The sequence below is a fragment of the Chryseobacterium joostei genome (assembly GCF_003815775.1).
GTDB classification, from domain to species: domain Bacteria; phylum Bacteroidota; class Bacteroidia; order Flavobacteriales; family Weeksellaceae; genus Chryseobacterium; species Chryseobacterium joostei.
In genome coordinates this window covers 2,968,998-2,983,742 of the sequence record NZ_CP033926.1, presented here as the reverse complement: position 1 = coordinate 2,983,742, position 14,745 = coordinate 2,968,998, and the positions used below count along the sequence as shown (strand labels likewise).

Annotated in this window: 15 protein-coding genes; 11 read left to right on the top strand and 4 right to left on the bottom strand. The window is 37.2% G+C overall.

The genetic code is table 11. The features are described from left to right. Window position 1 precedes the first annotated feature (1 nt). From prfA to scpA, 4 genes are all read left to right on the top strand, one after another. Window positions 2–1,087 (top strand): peptide chain release factor 1, encoded by a 1,086-nt coding sequence (prfA, locus tag EG359_RS13550; protein ID WP_076357067.1) that lies wholly within the window; start codon window positions 2–4, stop codon window positions 1,085–1,087. An 84-nt stretch (window positions 1,088–1,171) separates the two neighbouring features. Beyond that, entirely contained in the window at window positions 1,172–1,837 is a 666-nt protein-coding gene (locus EG359_RS13545; protein ID WP_076357065.1) for a hypothetical protein, read from the top strand. Between the two features lie 105 nt (window positions 1,838–1,942). Further along, window positions 1,943–4,045 (top strand): prolyl oligopeptidase family serine peptidase, encoded by a 2,103-nt coding sequence (locus EG359_RS13540; RefSeq protein ID WP_076357063.1) that lies wholly within the window; start codon window positions 1,943–1,945, stop codon window positions 4,043–4,045. Window positions 4,046–4,221: 176 nt separating this feature from the next. Beyond that, on the top strand, window positions 4,222–6,354 hold the full coding sequence (gene scpA / locus EG359_RS13535; RefSeq protein ID WP_076357061.1) for a methylmalonyl-CoA mutase: 2,133 nt from the start codon (window positions 4,222–4,224) through the stop codon (window positions 6,352–6,354). 56 nt (window positions 6,355–6,410) lie between these two features. Here scpA and EG359_RS13530 read toward each other — a convergent pair whose 3' ends face one another. Then, window positions 6,411–7,139 (bottom strand): hypothetical protein, encoded by a 729-nt coding sequence (locus EG359_RS13530; protein ID WP_123867388.1) that lies wholly within the window; start codon window positions 7,137–7,139, stop codon window positions 6,411–6,413. A 695-nt stretch (window positions 7,140–7,834) separates the two neighbouring features. Between EG359_RS13530 and EG359_RS13525 the strand changes: the two genes are divergently transcribed. The 4 genes from EG359_RS13525 to EG359_RS13510 all read left to right on the top strand — a co-directional run bounded on the left by EG359_RS13525 (window position 7,835) and on the right by EG359_RS13510 (window position 11,053). Continuing rightward, on the top strand, window positions 7,835–9,226 hold the full coding sequence (locus tag EG359_RS13525) for an RtcB family protein (RefSeq protein ID WP_076357057.1): 1,392 nt from the start codon (window positions 7,835–7,837) through the stop codon (window positions 9,224–9,226). Window positions 9,227–9,310: 84 nt separating this feature from the next. Further along, window positions 9,311–9,856, top strand: a complete 546-nt coding sequence (locus EG359_RS13520; RefSeq protein WP_076357055.1) for a hypothetical protein — start codon at window positions 9,311–9,313, stop codon at window positions 9,854–9,856. Window positions 9,857–9,858: 2 nt separating this feature from the next. Then, window positions 9,859–10,557: a peptide chain release factor H gene (prfH, locus tag EG359_RS13515; RefSeq protein ID WP_076357053.1), complete on the top strand. Its 699-nt coding sequence runs from the start codon at window positions 9,859–9,861 to the stop codon at window positions 10,555–10,557. Next, window positions 10,544–11,053 carry a tetratricopeptide repeat protein gene (locus EG359_RS13510; RefSeq protein ID WP_076357051.1) on the top strand — a complete coding sequence of 170 codons (510 nt, stop codon included), beginning with the start codon at window positions 10,544–10,546 and terminating at the stop codon, window positions 11,051–11,053. Before prfH ends, EG359_RS13510 begins: the two co-directional genes overlap by 14 nt. A gap of 39 nt (window positions 11,054–11,092) precedes the next feature. Here the strand turns inward: EG359_RS13510 and EG359_RS13505 are convergent, their stop codons facing one another. After that, the gene (locus EG359_RS13505; RefSeq protein WP_076357193.1) at window positions 11,093–11,380 is read right to left on the bottom strand and encodes a c-type cytochrome; all 288 of its coding nucleotides are present in this window, start codon (window positions 11,378–11,380) and stop codon (window positions 11,093–11,095) included. A 21-nt stretch (window positions 11,381–11,401) separates the two neighbouring features. Next, window positions 11,402–11,695: a c-type cytochrome gene (locus EG359_RS13500; RefSeq protein ID WP_076357049.1), complete on the bottom strand. Its 294-nt coding sequence runs from the start codon at window positions 11,693–11,695 to the stop codon at window positions 11,402–11,404. A gap of 195 nt (window positions 11,696–11,890) precedes the next feature. On the opposite strand from EG359_RS13500, the gene meaB reads away from it, so the two are divergent. Then, window positions 11,891–12,883: a methylmalonyl Co-A mutase-associated GTPase MeaB gene (meaB, locus tag EG359_RS13495; protein ID WP_076357191.1), complete on the top strand. Its 993-nt coding sequence runs from the start codon at window positions 11,891–11,893 to the stop codon at window positions 12,881–12,883. Here meaB and EG359_RS13490 read toward each other — a convergent pair. Further along, window positions 12,880–13,428 (bottom strand): DUF4251 domain-containing protein, encoded by a 549-nt coding sequence (locus EG359_RS13490; protein ID WP_076357047.1) that lies wholly within the window; start codon window positions 13,426–13,428, stop codon window positions 12,880–12,882. The two genes, meaB and EG359_RS13490, sit on opposite strands and share 4 nt — an antisense overlap. Window positions 13,429–13,534: 106 nt before the next feature. Here EG359_RS13490 and EG359_RS13485 point away from each other — a divergent pair, with 106 nt between their 5' ends. After that, window positions 13,535–14,341, top strand: a complete 807-nt coding sequence (locus EG359_RS13485; protein ID WP_076357045.1) for a M48 family metallopeptidase — start codon at window positions 13,535–13,537, stop codon at window positions 14,339–14,341. 86 nt (window positions 14,342–14,427) lie between these two features. Next, window positions 14,428–14,739 carry a hypothetical protein gene (locus EG359_RS13480; RefSeq protein ID WP_076357043.1) on the top strand — a complete coding sequence of 104 codons (312 nt, stop codon included), beginning with the start codon at window positions 14,428–14,430 and terminating at the stop codon, window positions 14,737–14,739. Window positions 14,740–14,745: the final 6 nt, after the last annotated feature.

Genomic DNA, 14,745 nt, shown 5'->3' with positions numbered 1-14,745 from the left:
AATGTCTAAATCATTAATTCCAAAATTAGAAGCTATAAAACAAAGATATAATGAGGTTGCTGACCTTATTATACAGCCTGATGTTATTTCAGACCAAAAAAGATATTCTTCTTTGAACAAAGAATATAGTGATTTGGGTAAAATTGTTAGAGTTTACGATCAGTACAAAGGTGCTTTAGACAGCATTGAAGAATCTGATGAAATCATTGCTGACGGATCAGACAGAGACCTGGTAGATTTGGCTAAAGAAGAAAAACTGGAAGCACAATCTAAGATTCCAGGACTGGAGGAAGAGCTTAAAGTTCTTTTGATTCCTAAAGACCCTGCAGATGACAAAAACGTTATCGTAGAACTACGTGCCGGAACCGGAGGTGATGAAGCAGCAATTTTTGTGGAAGATGTTTACAGAATGTATACCATGTATTTCAAGACTAAAGGATGGAGACATGAAGTGACAGATTCCAATGAAGCAGCAAAGGGCTACAAGGAATTGATCATGAAGGTAGAAGGAGAAGGTGTTTATGGAGTTATGAAGTTCGAATCAGGAGTTCACCGTGTACAACGTGTACCGGAAACAGAATCTCAGGGAAGAGTTCACACTTCAGCGATTACAATTGCGGTTTTACCGGAAGCAGAAGAAGTAGACTTCGAATTGAATCCTGCAGATATTGAAATGCAGACTTCACGTTCAGGAGGAGCCGGTGGTCAGAACGTAAACAAGGTTGAAACTAAAGTTCAGCTTACTCACAAACCTTCAGGGCTTGTAGTAGTTTGTCAGCAGGCTCGTTCTCAGTTAGCAAACCGTGAATTGGCAATGGAGATGCTAAGAACAAAGCTATATGATATCGAATTACAAAAAGTACAGGGAGATATTGCTGCACAACGTAAATCGATGGTTTCTACAGGAGACCGTTCTGCAAAGATCAAAACCTACAATTATCCACAGGGAAGAGTAACAGATCACAGAATCAATAAATCAATGTATAATCTGGATGCTTACATGAACGGGGATATTTCTGAAATGATTGACGCCGTAATTATGGCAGAGAATGCAGAAAAAATGAAAGGAGAAGAAGAAAACTACTAAAGTTTTTTAAAAATAAAAATAAAGCCTCTGATTTTTTCAGGGGCTTTTCTTTTAAGCCATATCATAATTAACAAAATATAAACTATGAAAAACTACAAAATTATTTTACTGTTGTTCCTTACCATGATGGGGCAGCACCTTACAGCACAAACAGAAGTAAAGAAACCTAAAGAGGTTTTTGAACTGTTTTTTGGTTCCTTTTTGAATAATGATGAATCCACTCATCTAAAACTTAATGATTACCTAAGACCAACAGTAGAGGGTAAAGATGCTTTTGAGGTAGATTTTAAAGGTACCTCTGAGAGCGTGGTAAAAAGCAGTGCAGAAGCTTTCTTATCAGCATTTCCCAAAGCGGCTGCTAATGCATGTAAAAAAGAAGCTGAAGACTATTTTACCGTTTTATTTTCAAATTTCAGAAATGGAAAACTTAATATTAAAGAGGTAAAGGTGGTTCCCAATGAATATGTTGAAGGTCAGAAAATTGCTGAGATAACCTATTCTGTAAGCTTTAAAGTACCCGCGAATATAACACCAGAGCCAGTAGCAGATCCAAAAAAAATAAAGGCCGATGAGCTGAAAAAATATCTGTTACAATTGACTCAGGATTTTAAAACTGCAGACAAAACAGTAACTGTGGATCAGGAATTTAGTTTATACGAATTGAAAGAGGGTGATAAAATATATTACTGGAATGGTAGCCCTGATCAGATTGTAACGAACCTTACCGATTTCTATTTCGATAATTTTTAATCAATGAAACGTTGATTAATAAACAATTAAATAAAAAAAAGCTCTGATTTTTCAGGGCTTTTTTTATTTCACTTACTTTACGTATTTTTGAGAAAACCGTTCAGTATGAATTTTAAACCTATGTTATTAACTGCTGGAGTACTGTTTTCAGCATCTTTTTATTCTCAAACAATGAATTATCCAAAAGCATTAAAGGGAAGTCAATCCGACACCTATTTTGGAACTGCTGTTTCCGACCCGTTCAGGGATCTGGAACATGACTCTGATGCTACCAAAAAATGGGTAGATGAAGAAGTAGCTTATAGCCAGAATTATCTTTCAAAAATTCCTTTCAGGGATAAAATAAAAAATCAGCTGAAGGATATTTGGAATTACGAGAAAATATCAGCTCCATTCAAGGAAGGAGACTATACGTATTACTATAAAAATGATGGCTTACAGGCACAATCTGTTTTGTACAGAACAAACAGTAAGACCAAGGCTACAGAAGTGTTTTTAGATCCGAATAAATTTTCAGAGAAAGGAACCACATCGCTTTCTAATCTTTCATTCAACAAAAAAGGAAACCTTGCAGCTTACTCTATCTCTGAAGGCGGAAGTGACTGGAATAAAATTATCATCATTGATGCCATTACCAAAAAGCAGATTGATGAAACTTTACTGGATGTAAAATTCAGCGGAATTTCTTGGCAGGGAGACGAAGGGTTCTACTACTCAAGCTATGACAAGCCGAAAGAAGGAACCGTACTTTCCGGAATGACAGATAAGCATAAAGTTTATTTTCATAAGCTAGGAACAAAACAATCTGAAGATAAATTGATCTTTGGAGGAGAAAAAACACCAAGAAGATATCTTGGAGCTAGCGTTTCAGACGATCAGAGATATTTAATTATTTCAGCAGCCAATGCTACGAATGGAAATGAACTGTTTATCAAAGATTTGAAAAAAGGAGGAGACTTTGTACAGATTGTAAAAGGATTTGACATCAATGCAGGAATTGTAGATACAGAAGGAGATGAGCTTTTCATTTCTACCGATAAAGATGCTCCAAATATGCGTCTTGTAAAAACAACCATCAGTAATCCGGCTCCTAAAACTTGGAAAGATGTAATTCCACAAACAGAAAACGTATTGGGAATCTCTTCAGGAGGAGGATACTTCTTCGCAACGTATATGGTTGATGCAATAGACAAGGTGAAGCAGTTTGACAAAACAGGAAAATTGATCAGAGAAATCAGCCTTCCTGGGAAAGGAAATGTTTCAGGATTTGGAGGAAAGGAAAAAGAAAAAGATATTTATTACTCTTTCAGCAACTATATTACACCGGGAACTACCTATAAATTTAATGTAGATTCAGGGAAATCGGAAGTATATCAGAAACCAAAAGTGAAGTTTAATCCAGATGATTATGTTTCTGAGCAGGTATTCTATACTTCAAAAGACGGAACAAAGGTTCCTATGATGATCAATTACAAAAAAGGAACTAAACTTGATGGTAAAAACCCTACCATTCTATACTCTTACGGAGGATTCAATATTAGCCTTCAGCCTTCTTTCTCAGTAGTCAATGCGATCTGGATGGAAAACGGTGGGATCTATGCCGTTCCAAACATCCGTGGTGGTGGTGAATATGGTAAAAAATGGCATGATGCAGGAACAAAGCTGCAGAAGAGAAACGTTTTCGAAGACTTCATCGCAGCTGGTGAATACCTGCAAAGTAAAGGATATACTTCAAAAGAATATATGGCACTTTCAGGAAGATCAAACGGGGGGCTATTGGTAGGAGCTACCATGACTTTACGTCCTGATCTGGCAAGAGTTGCTTTCCCGGGAGTTGGAGTATTGGATATGCTAAGATATAACAAGTTCACTGCAGGAGCAGGTTGGGCATATGACTACGGAACAGCGGAAGACAGCAAGGAAATGTTTGAATACCTGAAATCATACTCTCCGGTACACAATGTAAAGGCAGGAACATGTTATCCATCTACCATGATCATTACCAGTGATCATGATGACAGGGTAGTTCCGGCTCACTCATTCAAATTTGGAGCAGAACTTCAGGAAAAACAGGCATGTAAAAATCCTATCTTACTAAGAATCGAAAAGAATGCAGGACACGGTGCCGGAAGATCAACAGATCAGGTAATCGGTGAAAATGCAGATCTTCTGTCATTTGCATTGTATGAAATGGGGATAAAACTTTAATCATAAAAGGTGAAAATCAGACTTGTCACAAAAGATAAGCAGACCCAATAAATTGAATAAAGACCGGATACTTGTCCGGTCTTTTTCTTTTGCTAAAATTCAGAAAAACTGAATGTTAACAGAAGTTTCATGTTTCGTTCAAAAAAATTAACTTTACGGAGACAAAAATTATTGGAATGCGAAAGACAATTTCTGTGAAAAAGCCTGATTTTAATGTATTACCTCTGGAAAGAGAAATTTACAATTTCGAAAAAGACGGGTTGGAACTTAAATCATCTTATGAAAAAGAGGATGTAAAAGATGAATCATTAACACAGACTTCTCCAGGAATTGAACCCTACTTGAGAGGACCGTATTCTACCATGTATGTTCAAAAGCCTTGGACGATTCGCCAGTATGCAGGTTTCTCCACAGCAGAAGAATCCAACGCATTTTACAGAAGAAACCTTGCTGCAGGGCAAAAAGGACTTTCAGTAGCATTTGACCTTGCTACCCATAGAGGATATGATTCTGACCACGCAAGAGTAGTAGGTGACGTAGGAAAGGCAGGAGTGGCTATTGACTCTGTAGAAGACATGAAAATCCTGTTCAACGAAATACCGTTAGATCAGATCTCGGTTTCAATGACAATGAACGGGGCTGTACTTCCTATTTTGTCTTTCTATATCGTAGCAGCAGAAGAACAAGGCGTGAAGCAGGAATTGCTTTCAGGAACCATTCAAAATGATATTCTGAAAGAGTTCATGGTAAGAAATACCTACATCTATCCACCTGCGCCATCCATGAAGATTATTGCAGACATTTTTGAATATACTTCGCAGAACATTCCAAAATTTAACTCTATTTCCATTTCAGGATACCATATGCAGGAAGCAGGAGCTACTCCGGTACTGGAAATGGCTTATACCTTGGCAGACGGTCTTGAATATGTAAGAACAGGAATAAAAGCAGGAATGAATGTAGATGACTTCGCCCCAAGATTATCATTTTTCTGGGCCATCGGAATGAATCACTTCATGGAAATTGCTAAAATGCGTGCTGCAAGATATATCTGGGCAACCCTTTTAAAGCAATTCAATCCACAGAATCAAAAATCTCTTGCGCTAAGAACCCATTCGCAGACTTCAGGATGGTCATTGACAGAGCAGGAGCCTTTCAATAATATAACAAGAACTGCCATTGAAGCTTTGTCTTCAGCATTAGGCGGAACACAGTCTCTGCACACCAATGCATTGGATGAAGCCATTGCACTTCCTACAGATTATTCAGCAAAAATTGCAAGGAATACACAGATCATTCTTCAGCAAGAAAGCGGAATATGTGATGTAGTAGATCCAATGGGAGGAAGTAACCTTGTAGAAAGCCTTACCCAGCAAATGATTGAAGAGGCAATGAGGTATATTGATGAGGTAGAGCAGGAGGGAGGAATGACCAAAGCCATTGAAGCGGGGATTCCAAAAATGAGAATTGAAGAAGCTGCCGCTAAAAAGCAGGCTAAAATTGATAGTGGCGAAGAATTTATTATCGGGGTTAATTCATTCAAATCATCATTAAAACAGGATGGAATAGAGATCCTTGATATTGATAACACAGAAGTGCGCAGAAAGCAAATCGAAAGACTGAACAACATAAAGACCGAAAGAAACGGTGACGCGGTAGAGCAAATCTTAAATGAGATCCGTGAAAGTGCAAAAACAGGAAAAGGAAACCTGTTGGCATTATGCATCGAGGCTGCAAGAAGAAGAGTGACCCTTGGGGAAATGAGTGATGCTATGGAAGAAACTTTCGGTAGATACAAAGCAAACATTAAAACAATCTCTGGAGTATACGCTATGAATGCAGGCAAAAACGAATACTTTGAAAAAGCCCTTAATCTTACTCAGAAATTTGAAGAAGAAGAAGGACGTCGCCCAAGAATCATGGTCGCCAAAATGGGGCAGGATGGGCACGACAGAGGAGCAAAAGTAGTGGCAACAGCATTTGCAGATATGGGGTTTGATGTGGATGTAGCCCCATTATTCCAAACTCCGGAAGAAGTAGCAAAACAAGCCGTAGAAAATGATATTCACATTTTAGGGGTATCTTCATTAGCAGCTGGACACAAAACGCTGGTCCCTCAGGTAGTGGAAGAGCTTTCAAAGCTTGGAGCAGATGATGTTACCATAGTTGTAGGAGGTGTCATTCCACAACAGGACTATGAATTCCTCTATGCCAACGGAGCTGACTTTATTTTTGGCCCCGGAACCAATCTTCCAAAATGTGCTGTGGAAATATTAGAAAGGCTATTAGCCGGTTCATCAGAACTATAAACTATTTTTTATACAATAATAAAGGCTGTTTCTCATTGGGGAAACGGCCTTTATTTTTAGCTTTTGGTTTGAACTATGTTACCATCATCCATAATCTGGTAATAGGTCTCCATAATCTTCTGTGTTTCTCCATTGAGCGTATGATCGGTTTTTACGGTAATTTTTCCGCTTTTATTGATTTCATAGCTGCTGAATTCCCTTTTATTGTCTTCTTGTCCGGGGTCAAACCATTCTCCCTCTACGTAAAGCTCTCCAATAACCTTATTCTCTGATACAGTAAGAAGATAATACCGATAATCAAAATCACCACAATCCATAGGAACCAGAATTAGCTCAATATTTTTATATCGGGTTAATGGAAAATATCTGAACTTAGTACCTCCACAGCTATACTCTTGTGAACCCTCCAATAAGAAGTCAGTTTCCAGAAATTTGACATCTACTTGTGGAAAGCTTTTAACAGGTAAACTATATTTTCCTTGTTTTAAATCAGACTCAATCTGAACAGGCTCATTCTCTTTTTGTCTCCATGCCTCAATAGAAATATTTTCCCCTGAAACCGGATCCGCGATCTTTAGAGAATTACATTGGTCTCCTGAAGCATAAAAAATATGATACGTTTCAAAACGTTCAGGCCCGTTGTAGCCCGCAGAAAAAGAATAATTCCAAATATTATTAACCCTTGTACTGTCTATAAGAAACGCAATACCGCTTTTGCCTTTAGTCAGAGAATCCAGAAATTTGGCTTGAGCTTTCACTTCATCCAGCTCAAGAATTTTTTTCATAAAATGAGGTGAAAAACATTGGGTATCAGAAGTTTTTATTTCATCTTTTTTTACCGGAGTTTCTTTTTTACAGCTAATAAAAAGCAAAAGAAACAGGACTGGAAAAAATCTAGACATAATTTTTTTTTACAAAAATAAGATTTCAAAAATAATTGGAGATTTCAAAAATAATTTTATATTTGCACCTGAAAATCAAGTTTAACCATTTAAAAACAACGAAGCAATGTTCAGAACAAAACAGAATTCTACAGTTGGATTACCACTTATGGTGGTAGGGCTTCGTGGTTTGGTACACTCATAGAATAACATTATAGTGATATATCAAAACCCGAAGTCGTAGAGATTTCGGGTTTTTTATTGCGCAATATTTCAAACTCACGTTTCCCCGAAATTTTTTAGTGTCATAAAAGACAAAAGTTGATAGGCTTGTTAAGTTTAAAAAACTCTTTTGTCATTATTATCAACCCTCTCAACTATTGTTTTAGTTGAGGAAGAACGTAAATAAATAGCAAGTCTCATTTTAAGGGCTTGTATCTGATATCTTGTGTCTTATATGAAAAATCCAATCTATGGAAAATGGAATATGAAACACATCTTATCAAAAGCAGGAAATATGTTACCTGTATAATGTCTGCAACGGAGATTGCAGAATGTTTTGAGGACTTGTAGGTCCACTATTATTTAAAACAAAAACAATGGGAAATTTAAAACTAAAAGGAAAAGATATATTGAAACTGGGCTATCCCAATAACCAAAGCGTAAACGTAGCCTTGGAAGTCATGAAAAGAAATTTTGCAACCAAAAATATCCATTATGTAAAATCTCTTTTAAAGGAAATTCTGATTCATCCGGAGAATTTTGAGAAAGATTTAACCTTCGGACAGATTGCAGAGACCTTACTTTCATCCAAGAAAACAGAAAAAAGAATGTTGAATTCACAACGTGCAGCTTTTCAGGTCTTCGGAAATAATATTTCGGATGAAGCTAAAAATCAGCTGTACACTGCATTGAAACTACCAATCTCTACTCAGGGAGCTTTAATGCCTGATGCTCACAGTGGGTACGGACTTCCGATAGGAGGAGTTCTGGCGGTAGAAAATGCCGTGATTCCCTATGGAGTGGGAATGGATATTGGCTGTAGAATGAGCTTAAGTATTTTGGATACACCGGTTTCATATCTTAACGGAGCAAGGGATAAATATGAAAAAGCCCTTGCCGAACATACAAAATTTGGAATGTATGAGACACACAAATCTCATATAGACCATGAAATCTTTGATAGGGATACATTCGATCTGATCCCTATTCTTAGAAGATTAAAAGGAAAAGCCATCAAGCAGATGGGATCATCAGGAGGCGGAAATCATTTTGTTGAGTTCGGAGAAGTGGAAATCACTGAAGAAGATGAACAAATTGGCTTACCAAAAGGAAAATACCTGGGAATCCTTTCACATAGCGGTTCCAGAGGAATGGGAGCAGAAATTGCCCAGTATTACTCAAGGGTAGCCGTAGAACAATGTCCGTTACCAAAAGAAGCACAGCAATTTGCATGGCTTGATTTGAGTACCCATCTTGGCTTGGAATACTGGACAGCCATGAATCTTGCGGGAGACTATGCTTCAGCGTGTCATGATGATATTCACAGAAGATTGGTGAAAGCCGTTGGCGGAAGAGTGAAAGCCAGAATTGAAAACCATCACAATTTTGCATGGAAAGAAACTCACAACGGAAAAGAAGTAATTGTTCACAGAAAAGGAGCCACTCCAGCCAATGAAAATGAGTTGGGAATGATTCCGGGATCCATGACGGCAAAAGGATTTATCGTCCGAGGAAAAGGAAATCCTGAATCTCTTAACTCAGCATCACACGGAGCTGGAAGAGCACACTCAAGAGGTGAATGCAGAAGTCTTTTCACCGAACATGATATCAAAAAGGAGCTGAAACTTAAAAACGTCACCCTAATGGGCGGCAATACGGAAGAAGCACCAATGGCCTATAAGGATATTCATGAGGTAATGAATGCACAAAGTGAATTGGTAGACATTCTGGGAACATTTCAACCAAGAATTGTGAGGATGGATAGATAAATTAAGTTGAAAGTTTATAGTTGCGGATTGAGAACATGTAATTCGCAGCTATAAATACCCAACACCCAATTAAAAATCAAAAAAATGGGAGCACCACATAACATCAAAAGATATGGAGAAGTCTGGCCGGAATTTAGAATACGTTTTGGACTTGAAATATTAAATAAACTAAAAGATAAAGTAATCATATCCGGCGGATGGGCATGGCATTTTATGTCAGAAACAGGACATACAGAATACAAACATGCTCATGATTACAAGGACATTGATGTATTTGTAATGAAAGAAAATGTTGCTGAGGTAGTAATGATTCTTCAGCAGGAAGGATTTCAGAAAGTATGGACACGTTATGATCATCTGCCAAGTGAAGAAAATTTCCGCAGATATGAAAAAACAGTAGAATGGGAAAATGATAAATTCCATAGAATTACCATTGATTTTTTTGAAAAAGATAATCTTGAAACGGTAATAGCCAATGGATTTACTGTTGTGGAACCTAGTGTTCTGCTTTCATTCTACAGAAATATTCACTCCAGTGATAAATGCTGGGCAGTAATGGCTGCAAAAGATTTAATACTAAAGGGAATCGATCCGGTAGGACATTCCTTGTTAAGTAAAATACCAAAATAACAATGGAAAAATTGATACAAATAACTTCAGGAAGAGGTCCTTTAGAATGCCAATGGGTAGTTTCCAAGGTTCTGAAAACCTTTCTTGAAGAAGTAAAAGAAAATAATATAGAGTATGAGATGATTCATCGTGAAAACGGTGATGAAAATCTGACATTGAAATCTGTAACCCTGCTTTTAAAAGGAAAAGATTTAAAAGAATTCTTACAAACATGGTTAGGAAGTATTTGTTGGGTAGGCAAAAGTACATTCAGAAAACTACACAAAAGAAGCAACTGGTTCATTGGGATCTTCGAATTGGAAAATTTGAAAACCATAGACTTCAAGGAAAGAGATATCAAGTTTCAGACTGCCAGAAGTCAGGGAAGTGGCGGGCAGAATGTCAACAAAGTGAATACAGCCGTTCGGGCCACTCACTTTCCAAGTAAACAGTCTGTATTTGTGCAGGATTCAAGATCACAATTGGAAAATAAAAAACTTTCCATTATCAGATTAAAGGAAAAGGTAATGGGAGTCTACATTCAACAATTGGAAAGTAAAATGAAAGAAACATGGAGTCTCAATCTCCAGGTAGAGCGTGGAAATCCTGTCCGTACATTTACCGGAACAGATTTTAAGAAAAATTATCAGGATAAATCCTATAAAAGACAAAGGAATGTCCTTAAAAATGAATTAAAAAATTACAGCAATGACCTTAACTAAAAATAAATACTATTTTGAAGCCCTGGACTATTTTCCATATAATATGGCTGAATGTCTGGATGCCCTGAATTACGCCCTTTCCTACGAACCTGAAGATGCAGACAGCCTGTGTCTGATGGGTAGAGTATATTCAGAGGTTTTAAAGGACTATGAAACCGGGAAAAAATATTTCGAGGAAGCTATGCAAAGCAACATAGGAAACATCAATACACCCAGATATTATATCGAATGTCTTTTAAGCAATGAAGATTATGAAGAAGCTGAGAAATTGATTGGATATGCTTTGAGAATGAAAGGTATAGATAAATCAGAGATTCTAAATTGTAAATCTCTTTTAATGGAAAGAAAAGGAGAATACAAGCAAGCTCTGGAGCAACTTAAAGAGGCTAGAAAATTCAGCTACTGTAGAAGTTCCCTAGAGATACTGGAAGATCGGGAAAAACTGATTAAGGATAAAATGCCTGTACCAAGAACCCGAAAAAAGGCAACTGCTTAATCAATGTATAATTAAAAAAATAAGCTTTCATTTGAAAGCTTATTTTTTATTGACAGAGATCAGATAATCATATACCATTTGATGTTGTTCATCATTAAGCTTAGCCTTGGGAGCCATTCTGCTTAAAGTATTAATCCAGCCCTGATTGTCGTGCTTTGTCGGTTCAGGCAGTTTGTGACATTTTGCACAGGAATTTTCAAAGATTGTTTTTCCCTGAGCCAACTGTTCAGATGAGGTATACTTCGGCCCTGTTACAGCCGTACTTTTTGGGCCACAAGACACCAGAAATGCTGATGCTGCAATGCCGCTTAAAATTAATTTTTTCATACCCATATTTTTGTTTGTTGATTATTTTTTCACAGAAACAATGTAATCATAAACCCACTTATGTTGGTCATCCGTAAGTTTCGCCTTTGGTGCCATTGCATTCATAATTCCCACCCATTGTACAGAATTGTGTGACGTAGGATCCGGGAGTTTATGGCACTTTCCACAAGAATTCTCAAAAATAGTTTTCCCCTGGGCAATCTCTTCAGCCGTAGATGTAGCACTTCCTGCAGTAGCAGTAGATGTTGAAGCTTTCGGAGTACAGGAAACTAAAAGGATAGCAGTGAATGATGCCGCAGCAATGAGTTTTTTCATGTTTCTTATTTTGATATATAACAAATGTAATAAATTCCGGAAGCCTTTGATACAGTGGATTCTAGTTTTAATTTAGAAGAAATAAAAATTAAAATACAATGAATAATAAAATGTGAAATGGCCCATAATCAACTTTTTTTAGACATTGATACTGAATTCTTGACCATTCACTTTTTAATTATTATTTTTGAATCAATGAAATTTTCTACAGAAGAACTAGTTGAGGGAATACAATCAGGAAACAAACGCCTGATTGCAAAAGCGATTACCTTAGTTGAAAGTAAAAAGGCAGAGCACAGAATACAGGCAGAGGAACTTCTGAAAAGAATTATGCCCTTTACAGGAAAGTCAGTAAGAGTAGGAGTTACAGGAGTTCCGGGTGCCGGAAAATCCACTTTTATTGAAAGCTTTGGGAGACTGGCAATTGCCCAAGGTAAAAAAGTAGCAGTTCTTGCTATTGACCCTAGTTCTTCAATCAATAAAGGAAGTATTTTGGGAGATAAAACCCGTATGGAAGAATTAGCCAAAGAAGAAAATGCCTTCATACGTCCTTCCCCAAGTTCCGGATTTTTAGGAGGGGTTGCCAATACCACCTTTGAAACCATGATGATCTGTGAAGCCGCAGGTTATGATTATATCTTGATTGAAACCGTTGGAGTAGGACAGTCAGAAGTGCTGGTTGCAGATATTACCGATGTTTTTCTATTTCTTAAAATTATTGGTGGCGGCGATGAGCTTCAGGGAATAAAACGAGGCATCATGGAAATGGTAGACGTCATCTTCATAAATAAAGTAGATCAGGATAATTTTCAAAAGGCAAAAAATACAAGACTGGAGTTAAAAAGAGCATTAGATTTTATTCCACCTAAAGAAAAAGGATGGAAAATCCCCGTATTATTAGGGTCAGCTTTACATAACGAGGGTTTGCAGGAAATCTACGACAAAATCTCTGAATTTATTGACCTGAAAAAGAATGCAGGACGCTTCGAGGAAATTCGTACCCAGCAGGCCGAAAAACGCTTTGAGTATTGGGTTCAGGAATATATTTTATCGCTGATGAAAAAGAGTAATGTTGTAGAGGAAGCTTATATAATGCACAAAAAAAATGCTTCAGAGATGGTTTCTAATCCAAGCACTGAAGCAAAATTATTTGTTGAAAAATTTTTATTGGGAGAAAACAAGGGTTAAAGTTTTTCCTTTTCCTGTTTTACTTCACTTTTAGAAACATATCCGTCATAGGTGATTGGTTGTCTGTCATTACTTCTCATAGAAACGAATGCCTTTCCATTTTTAAAAATCTCAATATTAATCTCATCTACGGTTTTTACATCATTAGGCTTGATCCTAAAAACCCAGGTACCTTTTTTATTTTGAGATTTATTGATAGAGAAATCTTTTGAGGTAAATCTGTAACTGTTATTATCCGTATTTCCGTAAGTTGGGTTGAATAATCTTCCAAAGTAAGGCAATACTACTTCCACACTGCTTTTCGTTACATCAATGGTATAATCTCCGTCTAGATTCAACATTCTGGTAGATGTGGTATTTGGCATCGAATTCATAACGTTGATCACATCATAATTCGTAGGATTGGCTCTTTGTGCATGGAAAGTAAACTCCTGAGAATCCACCAACGTATTCACTATTTTTGGATCTGATGAACCCTGTGATGCACAGCTCTGAAAGAAGAACAGAAACCCAAAGATCATCAGAAGAGAAATATACTTTTTCATAATAAATATAATTATTACATTTAAACAGCAAAATGTATGCAAATATATTCCTTCTTCAATATTTTGGAATAAAAATTGTTAAGGTTGAATTATTAACACTCAAACTATGAAAGTTACACATCTATTTGGAATTGGAGCAATCGCTCTGTCGATCACAGCCTGTACGACAAACCCGATCACGGGGAGGTCGTCTTTACAGCTGGCCAATAATTCAGAAATTTTAACAATGTCTGCACAAGAGTACAAAACGACATTGTCTAAGGGTAAAGTTATTACCGGAACATCAGATGCTAAGAGAGTGGTAAATGTAGGAAACAGAATAAAAAATGCAGCAGAAAGATATTATCAAAATATAGGAAGATCTGCTGATCTTGCCAGCTATAGTTGGGAATTCAATCTTCTGCAAAGTAATGAGCTGAATGCATGGTGTATGCCTGGAGGTAAGGTGGCTGTTTATACAGGGATCCTACCTGTTACAAAGGATGATAACGGACTTGCCGTAGTAATGGGACATGAGGTTTCCCACGCATTGGCGGGCCATGGAAACGAGAGAATTTCTCAAGCTATGATGGCGCAATATGGAGGAGCTATTCTTGGAGGAGCAATTTCAAATGCACAATGGGCAAACGTTTTCCAGAAAGTATATCCTATTGGCTCTCAGGTAGCATTATTGAAGTACGGTAGAGGGCAGGAATCTGAAGCTGATGAAATGGGGCTTTATCTGATGTCTATGGCCGGATATGACCCAAGGGCGGCTATTCCTTTCTGGAACAGAATGGAGGGAGCTTCTTCAGGTGCAAGACAACCTGAGTTTTTATCCACGCACCCGAATCCTGAGACAAGAATCTCAGATATCAATAAAGATTTACCAAAAGCTTTAGAATATTATAAGGCTGCAGGAGGAAAAATGTAATTAGAATTTTAATCTTGAGTAGAGCCTTATTAAATTTTTAGTAAATTTGGTAAGGCTTTTTTATGTAACCACCTAAACACAATATTATGAAGAGTTTATCAATTACCGGACTTATTCTATTAGCAGTCTCTGCTTTACTTTTTTATCTTACCACAGATTTTGCGGTAGAACAGATTAAAATCTCTCATATCATGGGTATGATGGCCGGTGTCGGAATAGGATTAATCATTGGAGGAATGGTAGGGTACCTGAGCAAAGGAAGTGCGATGAAGGCAGAACAAAAGAAAAAAGAGTTTAAGCAGCTTCAAAAAGAAAAAGAAGAACTTGAAAAACAGGCTGCAGAAATTGCAAAACGCCAGGCTGAGCTTGAAAACCAAAATAAAAATCCTCAAATATAAAATTTG

What these genes read in the sequence shown, in the direction of transcription:
- EG359_RS13510 (WP_076357051.1), top strand. Translation starts at nt 10,544, where the DNA reads ATGACCTTAACTAAAAATAAATACTATTTTGAAGCCCTGGACTATTTT.
- scpA (WP_076357061.1), top strand. Translation starts at nt 4,222, where the DNA reads ATGCGAAAGACAATTTCTGTGAAAAAGCCTGATTTTAATGTATTACCT.
- prfH (WP_076357053.1), top strand. Translation starts at nt 9,859, where the DNA reads ATGGAAAAATTGATACAAATAACTTCAGGAAGAGGTCCTTTAGAATGC.
- prfA (WP_076357067.1), top strand. Translation starts at nt 2, where the DNA reads ATGTCTAAATCATTAATTCCAAAATTAGAAGCTATAAAACAAAGATAT.
- EG359_RS13545 (WP_076357065.1), top strand. Translation starts at nt 1,172, where the DNA reads ATGAAAAACTACAAAATTATTTTACTGTTGTTCCTTACCATGATGGGG.
- EG359_RS13480 (WP_076357043.1), top strand. Translation starts at nt 14,428, where the DNA reads ATGAAGAGTTTATCAATTACCGGACTTATTCTATTAGCAGTCTCTGCT.
- EG359_RS13505 (WP_076357193.1), bottom strand. Translation starts at nt 11,380, where the DNA reads ATGAAAAAATTAATTTTAAGCGGCATTGCAGCATCAGCATTTCTGGTG.
- EG359_RS13490 (WP_076357047.1), bottom strand. Translation starts at nt 13,428, where the DNA reads ATGAAAAAGTATATTTCTCTTCTGATGATCTTTGGGTTTCTGTTCTTC.
- EG359_RS13485 (WP_076357045.1), top strand. Translation starts at nt 13,535, where the DNA reads ATGAAAGTTACACATCTATTTGGAATTGGAGCAATCGCTCTGTCGATC.
- EG359_RS13530 (WP_123867388.1), bottom strand. Translation starts at nt 7,139, where the DNA reads ATGAAAAAAATTCTTGAGCTGGATGAAGTGAAAGCTCAAGCCAAATTT.
- EG359_RS13540 (WP_076357063.1), top strand. Translation starts at nt 1,943, where the DNA reads ATGAATTTTAAACCTATGTTATTAACTGCTGGAGTACTGTTTTCAGCA.
- EG359_RS13525 (WP_076357057.1), top strand. Translation starts at nt 7,835, where the DNA reads ATGGGAAATTTAAAACTAAAAGGAAAAGATATATTGAAACTGGGCTAT.
- EG359_RS13520 (WP_076357055.1), top strand. Translation starts at nt 9,311, where the DNA reads ATGGGAGCACCACATAACATCAAAAGATATGGAGAAGTCTGGCCGGAA.
- EG359_RS13500 (WP_076357049.1), bottom strand. Translation starts at nt 11,695, where the DNA reads ATGAAAAAACTCATTGCTGCGGCATCATTCACTGCTATCCTTTTAGTT.
- meaB (WP_076357191.1), top strand. Translation starts at nt 11,891, where the DNA reads ATGAAATTTTCTACAGAAGAACTAGTTGAGGGAATACAATCAGGAAAC.